Annotated in this window: 13 protein-coding genes and 1 tRNA gene; 6 read left to right on the forward strand and 8 right to left on the reverse strand. The window is 33.5% G+C overall.

Annotation, left to right across the window (positions count from 1 at the left end; genetic code table 11):
* Nucleotides 1–65: 65 nt before the first annotated feature.
* Nucleotides 66–476, reverse strand: a complete 411-nt coding sequence (locus tag VK161_RS00565; RefSeq protein ID WP_324212795.1) for a DUF4293 domain-containing protein — start codon at nt 474–476, stop codon at nt 66–68.
* Nucleotides 477–659: 183 nt separating this feature from the next.
* Here VK161_RS00565 and rho point away from each other — a divergent pair, with 183 nt between their 5' ends.
* A complete protein-coding gene (gene rho / locus VK161_RS00570; protein ID WP_324212796.1) occupies nt 660–2,357 on the forward strand; it encodes a transcription termination factor Rho in 1,698 nt (565 codons plus the stop codon).
* A 215-nt stretch (nt 2,358–2,572) separates the two neighbouring features.
* On the opposite strand, the gene VK161_RS00575 is transcribed toward rho, so the two are convergent.
* The gene (locus tag VK161_RS00575) at nt 2,573–2,947 is read right to left on the reverse strand and encodes a helix-turn-helix transcriptional regulator (protein ID WP_324212797.1); all 375 of its coding nucleotides are present in this window, start codon (nt 2,945–2,947) and stop codon (nt 2,573–2,575) included.
* Nucleotides 2,948–3,163: 216 nt separating this feature from the next.
* Here VK161_RS00575 and VK161_RS00580 point away from each other — a divergent pair, with 216 nt between their 5' ends.
* A complete protein-coding gene (locus VK161_RS00580) occupies nt 3,164–3,562 on the forward strand; it encodes a hypothetical protein (RefSeq protein WP_324212798.1) in 399 nt (132 codons plus the stop codon).
* Nucleotides 3,563–3,683: 121 nt separating this feature from the next.
* Here VK161_RS00580 and trxB read toward each other — a convergent pair whose 3' ends face one another.
* Together trxB and VK161_RS00590 are read right to left on the reverse strand one after the other, a co-directional pair.
* A complete protein-coding gene (gene trxB / locus VK161_RS00585) occupies nt 3,684–4,631 on the reverse strand; it encodes a thioredoxin-disulfide reductase (protein WP_324212799.1) in 948 nt (315 codons plus the stop codon).
* A 429-nt stretch (nt 4,632–5,060) separates the two neighbouring features.
* Nucleotides 5,061–5,135: transfer RNA gene (locus VK161_RS00590), tRNA-Pro, on the reverse strand.
* 148 nt (nt 5,136–5,283) lie between these two features.
* Here VK161_RS00590 and VK161_RS00595 point away from each other — a divergent pair.
* From VK161_RS00595 to VK161_RS00610, 4 genes are all read left to right on the forward strand, one after another.
* Entirely contained in the window at nt 5,284–7,206 is a 1,923-nt protein-coding gene (locus tag VK161_RS00595; RefSeq protein ID WP_324212800.1) for a T9SS type A sorting domain-containing protein, read from the forward strand.
* Nucleotides 7,207–8,014: 808 nt separating this feature from the next.
* A complete protein-coding gene (locus VK161_RS00600; RefSeq protein ID WP_324212801.1) occupies nt 8,015–8,491 on the forward strand; it encodes a hypothetical protein in 477 nt (158 codons plus the stop codon).
* A gap of 252 nt (nt 8,492–8,743) precedes the next feature.
* Nucleotides 8,744–9,712 (forward strand): SprT-like domain-containing protein, encoded by a 969-nt coding sequence (locus VK161_RS00605; RefSeq protein WP_324212802.1) that lies wholly within the window; start codon nt 8,744–8,746, stop codon nt 9,710–9,712.
* A 2-nt stretch (nt 9,713–9,714) separates the two neighbouring features.
* A complete protein-coding gene (locus tag VK161_RS00610) occupies nt 9,715–10,176 on the forward strand; it encodes a hypothetical protein (protein WP_324212803.1) in 462 nt (153 codons plus the stop codon).
* A gap of 38 nt (nt 10,177–10,214) precedes the next feature.
* Here the strand turns inward: VK161_RS00610 and VK161_RS00615 are convergent, their stop codons facing one another.
* The 4 genes from VK161_RS00615 to VK161_RS00630 form a co-directional block, all read right to left on the reverse strand.
* Nucleotides 10,215–11,051 carry a GIN domain-containing protein gene (locus VK161_RS00615; RefSeq protein ID WP_324212804.1) on the reverse strand — a complete coding sequence of 279 codons (837 nt, stop codon included), beginning with the start codon at nt 11,049–11,051 and terminating at the stop codon, nt 10,215–10,217.
* Nucleotides 11,052–11,253: 202 nt separating this feature from the next.
* On the reverse strand, nt 11,254–11,994 hold the full coding sequence (locus tag VK161_RS00620; RefSeq protein ID WP_324212805.1) for a head GIN domain-containing protein: 741 nt from the start codon (nt 11,992–11,994) through the stop codon (nt 11,254–11,256).
* A 2-nt stretch (nt 11,995–11,996) separates the two neighbouring features.
* Entirely contained in the window at nt 11,997–13,733 is a 1,737-nt protein-coding gene (locus VK161_RS00625; protein WP_324212806.1) for a PspC domain-containing protein, read from the reverse strand.
* Nucleotides 13,730–14,068 carry a PadR family transcriptional regulator gene (locus VK161_RS00630; protein WP_324212807.1) on the reverse strand — a complete coding sequence of 113 codons (339 nt, stop codon included), beginning with the start codon at nt 14,066–14,068 and terminating at the stop codon, nt 13,730–13,732. The genes VK161_RS00625 and VK161_RS00630 overlap by 4 nt, the downstream gene beginning before the upstream one ends.
* Nucleotides 14,069–14,102: the final 34 nt, after the last annotated feature.

The following is a 14,102-nucleotide window of genomic DNA, read 5'->3' on the forward strand; positions in this document are numbered from 1 at the left end:
CAAAAAAAATCCGTCTCAACTGAATGAAACGGATTCTTACGCACTAATAAACTAAGTTTATAGGTTTACCTCAATCGATCCACAGATTTTACGAGATCTTCATCCTTTTTGATGGCTTTGTTGGCCAAAACCAGCATAACGATAGAAATAATAGGTAGAAACATCCCAATACCTTTCTCAGAAACTAACGCAGTTCCTCCAGATAAATTTAGCGAACGATATACAAATAATCCTAATAAAATTAAATTTAATATGATGTTCAATCTGCCTAACACAAATTGATGTTGTCTCTTTTTGTAAGAAATAATACTAATCAACGACAAAACCGCACTCAAACCAAATAAGGCGTTGTACACTAAACTCTGCATGAAATAAAATTCTTTACCATTTTCTTTCCATAATGGAAAAACAAAAGGGAGAACTCCGCTTACAATAACGGCAAGAATTAAATATACTGTTTGAATTCGTTGAATCATTTTCTAAAAATTGTGCCACAAAAATAGAATTTCTTTTTATATAAAACTATTTGCATACTAAAAAAAAAGTTGTATTATTGCAGTATAAATCCGTAACGACTTCATAAACAGCGGATACTTCATCAAGATAATTTACCACGTATTTATATTGTTTTCAAATCATTTAAAATCATTTAAACATTCATGTTTGATAGTTCTGTACTAAAAGGAATGAAGCTTCCCGAGCTTCAAGAAATTGCCAAATTGGCAAAAATCATAAAATTTGCTGGTGTAAAAAAGGAAAAGTTAATCGAAATGATTTTGGATCATCAAGCCGCTTCGGCAGCTAACGATACTCCAAGTGCACCTGCGTCCAAAGAAGAAAAAACTAAAAGAGCCCGAATAAAACCCGATGCTAAAGTTAAATCAGATTCTTCACAAGATTTGTTTTCGAGTGAAAAGCCCGAGACAGTAGCCGAAGTTCAAGAGGAAAAACCAACGGAAGAAAAGTCGTTCAAGAATCCAAAATTCAAGAAGAAAGAGAAATTCAAAGCTACTAAAGAAGAAGCTCCAAAACCTCAAGAAATCACCAACGAAGAAATTCCTGCTGAAACTACTTCCGAAGTACAAGAACCGCAAGAAGGTTTAGAAGATAAGCCTCAAAATCCGAATCAAAACCCAAAGTTCAAACAAAATAACGGAAACGGAAATGGCAACGGTAACGGCAACCAAAACCCCAATTTCAAAAATAAAAAGAATCCTAATTTCCGCGATGCCGATTACGAATTCGACGGAATCATAGAAAGTGAAGGTGTACTCGAAATGATGCCTGATGGTTATGGTTTCTTGCGTTCTTCCGACTATAATTACTTAGCTTCTCCCGATGATATTTATTTATCCACTTCTCAAATTCGTTTATTCGGATTGAAAACGGGTGATACCGTAAAAGGAGTAGTACGTCCACCCAAAGAAGGTGAAAAATTCTTCCCTTTAGTAAAAGTATTAAAAATCAACGGCCACGATCCACAAGTAGTGCGCGATAGAGTGTCGTTTGAACATTTAACTCCGCTTTTCCCCGAAGTGAAATTCGACTTGGCAGGAAGACAATCAACCATATCTACTCGTATTATCGATTTGTTTTCACCTATTGGAAAAGGTCAACGCGGAATGATAGTGGCGCAACCCAAAACGGGTAAAACCATGTTGTTGAAAGACATTGCGAATACCATTGCAGCTAATCATCCAGAAGTATATTTAATTGTATTGTTGATAGACGAACGACCTGAAGAGGTAACCGATATGCAACGCAGTGTGCGTGGTGAAGTAATTGCGTCTACCTTTGATGAGCCAGCTGATCGTCACGTAAAAGTAGCTAACATTGTGCTTGAAAAAGCAAAACGCTTGGTAGAATGCGGTCACGATGTAGTGATTTTACTCGATTCGATTACACGTTTGGCTCGTGCTTACAATACCGTGCAACCTGCGTCTGGTAAGGTGTTGAGTGGTGGTGTAGATGCCAACGCACTTCAAAAACCAAAACGTTTCTTCGGAGCGGCGCGTAACATCGAAAACGGCGGTTCATTGAGTATCATTGCTACGGCATTGACTGAAACAGGCTCTAAAATGGACGAAGTTATCTTTGAGGAATTCAAAGGAACAGGTAATATGGAGTTGCAATTGGATCGAAAAATTGCCAACAAGCGTATTTTCCCAGCCATCGATTTGACGTCGTCATCTACACGAAGAGACGATTTGTTACTCGACGAAAAAACCATTCACCGTATGTGGATCATGCGCAAGTACTTGGCCGATATGAACCCAGTAGAAGCGATGGATTTCATCAACGATCGTTTCAAGAAAACCCGAAACAACGAAGAATTCTTAATCTCAATGAATGATTAATACAGGAACCGAGCAGCAATGTTCGGTTTTTTTTTGAGAAGCAGGAGTGAGGTGTTTCAGTAGTACACTTGTCCCGCTTTCCGCTACAATAAGCTTTGTCAAAGTTCCCAACTTTGACAAAGCTTATTTTCACTACAATCGGGGCTAAATTAGAAACTATTTGAGTTATTAGACCAATAGTAATACCTAACAGGTTTTTGAAACCTGTTAGGATATTATGTGTTCAAACGATTTTCTAAAAACTCAATTCGTCTGTTTTTTTCGTGTACAATCATTTTGTATTCCTCAATGCGTTCTTTGAGTTGGAGTATCAATTCTTCCGATAAAAAGGTTATCGTGTTTTTTTTATGATTTTCGGTATTGGTTTGTAACGTTGTAGCTTTTGATTTTTCGGTCAAAAAAACGCTTGCATCAATTTGATATTCTTGAATCACTTTTAACAAACGCTCCACCGAAATGGGCGATTTGTTGTTTTCGATATTGGAATAGGTTTTTTGCGAAACTTCTAACAGCTCTGCCATGTATTCCTGAGAATAACCTTTGTCCAAGCGCAATTGTCTGAGCTTGTTGCCAAAATCATTTCCTGTCATAGTTGGTTTGGTGTTAAAATGGTACTAAAGCAAACGATAAACAGGTCGAATTATTTTATCAAGCGTAGTAGTTTTTTATGTTAAATGAGTAATAACTTACTAAAGAATTCACCTTTTTTACTAATAACAACTCTTGTTTTTTCTCAATTTTATGGTTTTAATTTAAAAATAAAGCAAGTATGGAATCATTACTACTTAACCTTAAAACCAATCAAAATGAAAGTAGTAGTTCTAGTAATGATGGTACTTTTGCAGTGCCACTGTTATGCACAATCCGACCTTGATCGCGTAATTAAAGGAGGAGAAATTTTATTGGGTGGCTTGGCTTTTGTCAAAACCGCTTACATGGATCCCGAAGCCAATTCTACAAACGTTAAAAAAATTACATTTAAAAACAAGATGGGTCAAAAAATTGTTTTGCGCTTGTTTAGTGAAGACGATGAAGGTAACGAATTACAAGAGGAACTCATTATTTCCGACAATGGAAAAGAAACTTTATACAACTTGCTCAAAGGTGTTTGGCGTTATGAAATCGAAATCTGTGAAGGAGAAATTTTCAAAAAAGGCCAATTCAACATCGAAAAAACGGCTGTAATCACTTTAAAAGAAGATTGATTTTTTCTTTAGAATGTTGAATTCAAACCTAACAGGTTTCAAAAGCCTGTTAGGATTAAAAAAAGTCGTTCATAGAAATGAACGACTTATAATATAAATCTCTGAATCTGTGGCAAAAAAACTATTCTTTACTAGCCAAATAGCGCTCGGCGTCCAAAGCGGCCATACAACCCGTTCCAGCAGCAGTAATCGCTTGACGGTATACATGATCAGCGGCATCACCACCAACAAATACACCCGGAACATTAGTTTTTGAAGTTCCAGGAACATTCACGATATAACCCGTTTCGTCTAAAGTCAAGTAGTCTTTGAAAATATCAGTATTAGGTTTGTGTCCAATGGCCACAAAGAATCCAGTAGCTGGAATTTCTTTCAATTCGCCCGTTACTCTGTTTTTTACGCGAACAGCTGTTACAACTTGTCCGTCGCCCAGTACTTCATCGGTTTCGGTATTCAATAAAATTTCGATATTCTCCGTTTTTTGTACACGCTCAGCCATGATTTTAGAAGCTCTAAATTGTTCGCTTCTCACCAACATAGTAACTTTAGTACACATTTTTGATAAATAGTGAGCTTCTTCACAAGCCGAATCTCCAGCTCCAACAATTACTACTTCTTGGTTGCGGTAGAAAAATCCGTCGCAAACCGCACAAGCCGAAACACCGCCGCCCATTTGTAAATAATGTTGTTCAGAAGGTAAACCTAAATATTTGGCAGATGCGCCTGTTGAAATAATGACTGTTTCGCAGTGAATTTCTTTAGTATCATTGATCCACACTTTGTGAATTTCACCCGAGAAATCTACTTTAGTAGCCCAACCATCGCGTACATCAGTTCCGAAACGTTGTGCTTGCGCTTGCAATTGTACCATCATTTCAGGTCCGGTTACGCCATCAGGATAACCCGGAAAATTTTCTACTTCGTTAGTTGTGGTTAATTGTCCACCAGGTTGTGTTCCTTGGTATAAAACCGGATTCATATTGGCTCTAGCTGCATAAATTGCTGCAGTATAACCCGCAGGACCGGAACCTATTATTAAGCATTTTACTTTTTCTATAGTATCAGACATAATTAGTTTGTTTTTAAGTGTTGCAAAGGTAAGTTTTTATTGAAATAATTTAAAGTAAAGTAGCTGACAAAAAATCTATTTTGTTATAAATGATTTTTATCTATAGAAAAAAGTCGACCTTTTTTTTGTGATTAGATGGGATCACTTTATGATATTATTTAGTGTAAGTTGCTCGACAAAAGCACTACCGCTTCGCTTTAGTGCTCTTTTTTATGTGTAAAACTTTCTTGAAAGTAAATTTTGGGTTATTTATATTATTAGTATTACAAAAGCAGAATTATTTCGTGATCCTGTATAGTGTAAGTTGCTCGACAAAAGCACTACCGCTCCGCTTTAGTGCTCTTTTTTTATGCACAAAACTTCTTGAAAGTAAACTTTCAGAAAGTTTTGTGCATAAAAAAAGCTGAACTCTCGTTCAGCTTTTGTCGGTCGGGGTGGCAGGATTCGAACCTGCGGCCTCCTGCTCCCAAAGCAGGCGCGATAACCGGGCTACGCTACACCCCGAATTTCTTCATCGAAATTGCGTCTGCAAATATAGAACTAATATTCGTTTTGCAAAATGATAATGAGAAAACTTTCTTGAAACGATATGATTTTGTTTTCAGAAAGCATCAGTACAATTTTTTTATATATTTGGGCAATAAATAATACTATGAAAACTAATTACTTACTTATAATTGTTTGCTTTTTTACAATACGCTTTTCTGCACAAACAATTACAATACCCGATGCCAATTTCAAAGCTAAGTTATTACAAGCTGATACAACCAATTCAATTGCCTTAAATTCCTTTAACCAAAGCATTAAAATTGATGTAAATAATGATGGTGAAATACAAGTATCCGAAGCACAAACTGTTTTTTCTTTGTTTGTTGACAATAGTGAAATTGCTGATATGACAGGTATCAATTACTTTTCTAATTTGGGTTATTTGGTGTGTTCTTATAATAATTTCAGTACATTGGATTTATCAGAAACCATGGTTGCTGTGCTTCATTGTGGGTACAACTCAAGTCTAACTTGGATTAATTTAAAGAATGGTGTACAGACTACTTTTACTTGTTGTCCACCACCACCTGGTCCTATTCCTTTTGAATCTTATTCTACACCCAATCTTACCTATGTTTGTTTGGATCAATCAGAAGTCAATGATGGGTTTATTCAAAGTCAGTTGTCTAATGCAGGGTATTTCAATTGTGTGGTTAATGCTTATTGTACTTTCAATCCAGGAGGAGATTTTTATGCAGTTTCGGGTGTAAATACGGTAAATTTAGATGGAAATGGTTGCGAAGTTTCAGCAACTTCCTATCCTAATTTGAAGTTCTTAGTTACAAATGGAGTTATCAGTACAACAGTAATTTCAGATTCATCGGGTGAGTATTTCATTCCAGTTTCTGAAGGAGAATACACCATCACACCGATAGTAAATAACCCAACTTATTTCTCGATATCGCCTCCGAATATAGTAGTTAATTTTACCCCTCAATCGGAAAATGTAATTCAAGATTTTTGTATCACACCCATTGGTACTCTCAATGATTTGGAAGTGATTATTTTGCCTATTAATCAAGCAAGACCGGGTTTTGATGCATATTATTCTGTAACTTATAGAAATAAAGGTAATAGTGTACAATCAGGAGCTATTACTTTGGCATATGATGATAATGTAATGGACTTCTTGGGAGCAACATTAGCTGCTTCCAATCAATCTAGCGGTTCATTAACATGGAATTTTACCGATTTATCAGCTTTTGAAACCAGATCGTTTTTAGTGATTTTTAATTTGAACTCTCCTGTTGAAACTCCGCCTCTTAATGGTGGAAGCGTCATAAGTTATTCTGCAGAAATTGTTGGTTTGACCGATGAATATCCAACAGACAATAGTTCAAATTTAAACCAAACCGTTGTGAATTCTTTTGATCCTAATGACAAGACATGCCTTGAAGGTGCTACAATTGGTCCCGATGGAATAGGTGAGTACGTTCATTATATCATCCGATTTGAAAACACAGGTACAGCGAACGCAGAAAATGTAGTTGTGAAGGATGTAATAGATGCATCCAAATTTGATGTAAGTTCTTTGATTCCAATCGGAGGAAGTCATTCTTTTGTAACTAGAATGGATTCAAACAACGTTGAGTTTATTTTTGAAAACATCAATTTGCCGTTTGCTGATGAAACCAATGATGGTTATGTAGCCTTTAAAATTAGAACTAAATCTAATTTGGTGGTTGGAAATTCTTTTTCTAATTCGGCTAGTATTTATTTTGATTATAATGCTCCGATCATTACAAACACTGCGGTTACTTCCATTCAAGCATTGAATCAGAACGATTTCGAATTTGATACTCACTTTGAGTTAGCGCCAAATCCAGTTTCTTCAATTTTAGGAATCAAAACAAAAAACGAAGTTTCAATTACATCAATTAGGATATACAACACCTTGGGTCAATTAGTTTTGATGATAGCCGATCCGAAAGAAACACTAGATGTTTCCAATTTGAAACAAGGAAACTATTTTATTAAGATTTCATCGAATAAAGTAATAGCGACCAGAACGTTTATTAAAGAATAAAAAAAATCCCGACTACAAATCGGGATTTTTATTTTTTATTTCGTTGGTTTTTTCTTCAAAACCGCACTGTCTTCAAAACGTGTAATGATGATTTTCTGATTGTCGTAGTTTGGGACTGTACTTGAAAAGAGCTAATGTCTTTTTTTGGTGATGTAAGAAAAAAAATATCAACATACGATTTTGAAATTAAATTTTAGAGTCTTCAAAAACCATCCACTTTAGCTGTAAACTGATTTTTAAAATTTAATATTTGTGTTTTTTTAGTAAGAAAAATAATACATATATTTGCTTCTTTAAATAGAAAGATAAATTTCATTTTTTCAATGCATCTTTTTATGAGTGTCCAAAAGCAAATGTTTTTTGCCTGAAAAACACTTAGGTTATTATTGTAATGTATTGATATTGTTGTGTTTATATTGTTTTCTGTGCATTTTTTTTAATTGTATTTAAGATGTGCAACTTTTTTTTTGAACTCAAAAAATATATAATTGACTAATTTTTTGAACTAATCTAAAAAAGGGTGTTTTCCCTCTTTTATAATGCTTTAAATAGTGTAACATTTACATTGGATACAACATTAGTATTACTACGTTCTTATTTAAACTAAAATATATTGAGTGTTTTTGCTCTTAAATTCATTTTTATGAAGTCACCAAATTTACGGATTATTACACAGAAGTAAAGTGGGAATACTATCTTCTCCAGAGGAATTCCTCTTCGTAGTTGTTTTGATTCTTGGTAAGCCCTCAGAAACTAGTATTTAGGTTTTTTCTACGCTCTTTTTTAAAATTTATAAACCATATAAATTATGAAGACTACTTTAAAAAGTATATTTACTATTTCCACTGTCATCTTGACTTTTTTCTTTTCGAGTTGTGATAAAGAATTGTATGACGAACCCATTAAACAGAGTAAGCAAATAAAAGTGAGTTCAGAAAGAGTTAGTTTTACCCAAGTACTGAATGAAATTGAAAATCCAGCTATCAGGCAATTCATCAACAATGATGTTAAACAACAAGTTAGTTTTACGGAAGCAAGAAACGCTTATGAGTTGTTATTTGAAAAACTGACAAAAGAGAATGAATATGTAACCTATTCACTTCTCATAAATAATTACACAAACGAAAAGCCTTACTTCCTCTATTTTGTGATTAAAAAGGCTGGTGCAGTTGAAGAGGCAGGATTTTCAAAATACATTCCAGATGCAGCAATTACAACTTTAGATGTTGAAAATTTTACTGGTAGAGTTCAAATACTTGATTTGGAACAAGGAATAAGAGCGTAAACTGATTTTATTGATTCAGAACCACAACCCATTACGGATGCAGCATGTTATTATAATGTAGAAATAATCCAACACAATTGCTCAAATGGAGGAGACCATCCACCAGGAGTTCCATGTGAAGGTGGTCATATAAACGATGGCTATTACGAAATTATTTCTTATATTGTTTGTCCAAATAATCCTAGCTCATATTATTTAGCTCCACCACCAAGTTCATTTTTAGGTTCGACTACACCAGGAGGCGGAAGTTCTTTGAGTGAAGATTTAGATGTATTGAATTTTTTGTATAGTTTGAGTGATGAACAATATATAATTGTTAATAATAATACAGATATTGTAGATTATTTAGAGTTGCATAGTGTTTCTCAAGAAAGTAAGGATGTAGTTTTGGATTTTGTTAGTGAATCTCTTAATAACCCTGAGCTTGATTTGGACTTTAATACTTCCTTAAATTCACCAGCAAATATTGATATTTCTAAAGTTCAAGATACAACAGCGGTTGCAAGAAAGTTTAGGTGCGTTTATGAAAAACTTTTACAGTCATCAAGTTTTAAAAACTTATTTGTGAATACATTCGGAGATAATAATAAAATAAACGTTCAATTCGAAATTATTGAAAATTTAAGTCTTACAAGTTCTACTGGGGTGGTTTCATATCCATTGGGGACATGTCAATTAATTAGTAATAATGGTAACTATTATAATAAAATTAAAATAAGCTCAAATATTCTTGATAATTCATATTCAAATATTGAAATTGCAAAAACTATTTTGCATGAATGTATTCACGCTTATTTGAATATTAAAAAAATAAATTGTAGCTTTACAATCTCTATTCCACAAATCAATCAAAATACTTTTCAAGAAATAATTAGTTTATTTTATCAGGATAATTGTTTTGTTGATACTAGTGGATTGAGTCAAGGTGAACACGCATTTATGTTTGATTTTATGCTTCCAGCATTTCAAACAATATTTGCTGAAATTAGAGATTTACTAATACCACCAAACCATATACAATACGTTGAAAGTGGTTCTTATGTAAACTCTAATGGTCAAAATTTTAATTGGAATTGGCAAGATTTTTATAAATATCTTTCGATGCAAGGTTTGCACAATACAGACACATTTGACTTAATAATTAATTCAAATGAAAGTGAATTATATAACTTTAATTTCTATAGAATTAGAGGTAACCAGTTCAGTAAAACATGCAATTGATTATGAAGTATTTAATCTATATTTTATTTTTAAATTCTTCTTTAATTTTTTCTCAAAATTTAGAGAGTATAAAAAGCAAGGATACAATTTATATTATTTTCAACCCTCAATCCAATCAAGAGAGAGTGGATATTGGGAAATTAAGTAAATTATCTGATCATACAACATTGTTATATACATTTTTTAATGATAATCATAATATATCATTCTATAATGATAAATATCTAAACTTTGATAATATTGAAATTAACAAAGAGTCAGCGATTAAAATTTTAGATAATAATTTTTTAAGAAGCAATAAAGAAACTCTACTAGATATTGAGTTTTTCTTAAGAAATGGATTTAGGGAAACTTTTTATGCAATCCAAAAAAAGCATATTTTTTTAGTCGATTTAAGTGAAAAAAATAATAACAGATATATTTTTAGAGAAGTTTTAATTAAAAGCAGTTTCGAAGAAATGTAAAATAAAAATCCCGATTTTGTAGTCGGGATTTTTATTTTTTATTTCGTTGGTTTTTTCTTCAAAACGGCGCTGTCTTCAAAGCGTGTAATAATGATTTTCTGATCGCCGTACAATTCAACTTCTGATTTGGCAGAAGCACTTAATGTTAGAGTGTTTTTTACATTAACGGCTGCGTTGGTATAAGCTTCTGTAGTTACATCTGCCATATTAGTTGCTAATTTACTTCCTATGAAATTGGCATTGTTATCCAAACGTAATTTCATGTTCTCAACATCACCTTCAATAGTTGCAGCACTTTTTTGGTACATATCAAATATCAAATCGGTTGAGGTAATCAATGCTTTTAAATTAGCATTTTTAGACAAACTTATGGTTGTTTTTTGCGATTTTAAATTCAGTTCTATTTTGCTTTTATCGTCGCATTGCATTTCAAAATTGGTTGTTTTAGCATTGATGAATGCTTTGGAATAATCGATGCATTTCAAAGTAATGTTTTCCAATTCCAAATCAGATAATGCAGTAATTTGTGATTCGTTTTTGGCATAAATACTTCTGAAAGTATCTGTATACGTAACTCTTAAGCTCAATTTTTTGTAGGATGTGATGTCTTTTAATGTAGAAAGTCTCAACGTACTTCCGTTTAAAACAATATCAATGGCTTGATGTAAGTTATCGTCGGCTTCGACTTCAATAGAATTTTCCGAACCTTTAACTAAGAAAATTTCTAAATTATCAGAAACTTCCAAGGCATCAAATGATTCGATTTGCTTGCGCTCGATGGTTACAATTTTTGAACCTTTTACTTTTTCTTTTTTTTGTGAAAACGCTACTGTAGTGGTAATGAATAAGGCTATTAATAAAAGGGATTTTTTCATTTTAATACATTGAAATTAGAGTGCAAATTTAACAAATATTGGTTTAAACTTGGTAACTGTTATCAAATAGTTTGCCATTCTAACCCTGATTGAAGGAAATGCCGCGCATGACGAAAAGCAGGAATTGCGATCACAAGAATGCCAAACCATTCGTTCCCCCAAAAAAAACATCCCAATTTGCATTGAGATGTTTCTTGTTTTTTTATATTCCTGATACGCTACCACCAGACGATTCTTCTTTTTTGACTTCTTTAGGATTTCCCTTATAATCAATTGAACTACCGCTAGAGGCTTTTGCATTTAATTTCACTAATGCATGAACATCCGTTGAGCTTCCGCTGGTGGCTTCAGAATCAACTTCATTGGCCAATAAATCACCTGCATTGGTCGTGCTTCCGCTGGATGTTGCAGTGGTGACATTGAGCGCTTTCCCAGAAATAGTAAGAGTACTTCCGCTGGTTGATTCAGTCACTACTTTATCGTATTCAACCGAAGCTTTGATTTCGCTTCCACTGCTTGTTTTTACCTGAATAGAAGTTCCTTTAATTGTTGATTTGGTAGAGATGCTTGAACCACTTGTAGCTTCCAATCCGTTAATTTTGGCAGTCTTAACATGAACAATCATTTTTTCGGCTGAATCAATATTTTCATCCGAAGAGACAACCAAGGTTCCGTTTTCTACTTTTGTTGTGATGTGTTTGAGTAGATTTTCATCGGCTTCCACTTTAACTTCTGCAGTAGAGTCTTGTTCAACAATAACTTCAATGCCTCTATTGGAATTTACTTTATCAAATTTTTCATTAATGGTTCTTACTTCGGTTTTAACATTACCGTTACCGTCAATTCCATCTCCTAAATCAACATTGTATCTACATGAGGTTAGGAGTAAAGCAGTCAGTATACTTACAACTACTTTAGTACAAATGGCAATAATTTTGATCATGATTAATTGATTTTAATGATTTTACCTTCTTTATCGCTGTATTCTAAGCTTGATTTACCTGTTTTGATTTGTTGTACCTCTTTTCCATTTACTTTGATTGAAATGGTTTTTGAGCTATCAGTTTCTTCAATCAGATTGATTTCTTCAGTTTCAATATCGCCGTGCTCGTTTTCATCTACAGGGCAATTTAAACATTTTATCTGAGAATCAGCAACTTTATAGGTGTATTCTCCGCTGTGGTGTAAGTTAAATATACTGTCGTCAGAATAATCAAAGTTTTTTACACTGCTGTCTGCTTTAAAAATTGTTCCTTTAGGCAAATACAAATAAACTTCTACATTTTGCTCTCTGAATTTTTGTCTGATTTCAGTTAAAAGGTAATTGTCTAAGATGATTTTATTGCCTTCAATTTTGTAGCTGTATTTGATTTTTTCAGCACGTTGTTTGGCTTCTGCGCCAGATTTTCCGTGTGCTAATTTTTCAATTTGTAAATAGGGCATTGGTTCATCAGTAATCATAACTTCAAGACGTACATCATTAGAATATATAATCGGATTGCCAGCTTCATCTTGTGTTAATCGAAAATCATCATGTTCGTTTACATTTTTAGAGTAAAAGTCGTTGTTTTTGAATTTCACAAATAATGTATCGTTTGGATTGATGTTGATGATTTCTTTTTTCACCACTTTCCCGTCGTGAGCAATTTGTCCAAATTCTTTTAGTCCCAATGAAATTAATATCCCAACAGCTACAACCCAAATGGCTAACAAACCATATTTAACAATACTTCCAATTGATTTTAAGTTGGTAATTAACAATTTTAATCCCAAATAGAGTATGAAAAACATCGGAATTCCAAAAGCGAATAAGAATAATAATCCTTGAATCCAAAGTGGAGTTTCAAAACCTATTGGTGTTGAGATATGATTGAAAATAGTGTTTTCTGGTAATGAGGATGAAAACATCAAAACTACTGCAGCGATGCATATTCCAAACAATGAAATTGCTGAAAACACCATGATTAACGCTCCTAAAACTTTAGCTAATGCTCCGAAAATTGAAGTTAAAGCATCGCCAATTTTGTTACCAGCACTTTCAGTTGTTGAGCGAATTTGGTTTCCCATTTTATCAAAGTCAGCATTTTTCAAACGGCTAGAAACGTTTTCAAATTCTTCTCTTACTTTTCTTTCAATGTTGGAAATATTAACGGGTTCTCCGGTCATTTCTAATTTTTCTGTCGTTGTAATAGCGGCCGGAGTTACAATCCAAAGAATGATGTAGGCCAAAATACCAGTTCCGAATCCGGCAAGAACTAAAATAATGAAGAAAATTTTAATCCAAACAGCGTCAATACCAAAATAGTGACCTAATCCAGTACAAACTCCACCAATCAAACCTTTGTCCTGATCACGGTATAATTTTCTTTTTCCACTTGGACTTGAAAAATTAGTTTGCGTTTTCTCGTCACCATCATCATCAATTCGATAATCTTCGGGTTGTCCCATAACGGTAACAACTTCATCAACATCTTTTATATTAATAACGTGTTTGTCACTTTTTTGTCTTTCTGTAAACAATTCAGCTACACGCATTTCGATGTCTTTCATAATTTCATCTTTACCAGAAGAATTAGAAAGGGAACGTTTTATTGCATCAAAGTATCTTGATAATTTTTGGAATGCATCTTCATCGATATGAAAAAATAATCCACCTATATTAATATTTACTGTTTTGTTCATGATTTTTGTTTTTGATTGGTTATGATGTTCACGGCGTCAGACAATTCGGTCCATGTGCCATTTAATTCAGTTAAAAATGTTTTTCCTAATTCGGTTAAACCATAATATTTACGTGGTGGTCCCGATGTTGATTCTTCCCAACGGTAGTTTAATAATCCGTCGTTTTTTAGTCGTGTCAGTAGCGGATAAACTGTTCCTTCTACTACAAGCAATTTAGCGTTTTTTAAGGTGTCTAATATTTCAGAAGTATATGCTTCGTTGTCTCTTAAGACTGATAAGATACAGAATTCTAAAACACCTTTGCGCATCTGGGCTTTTGTGTTTTCAATGTTCATAATTCGATTTTTGTTTTTTAATTAAACTGTTCAT

The sequence above is a fragment of the Flavobacterium sp. genome, from assembly GCF_035299245.1.
Taxonomy (GTDB): Bacteria; Bacteroidota; Bacteroidia; order Flavobacteriales; family Flavobacteriaceae; genus Flavobacterium.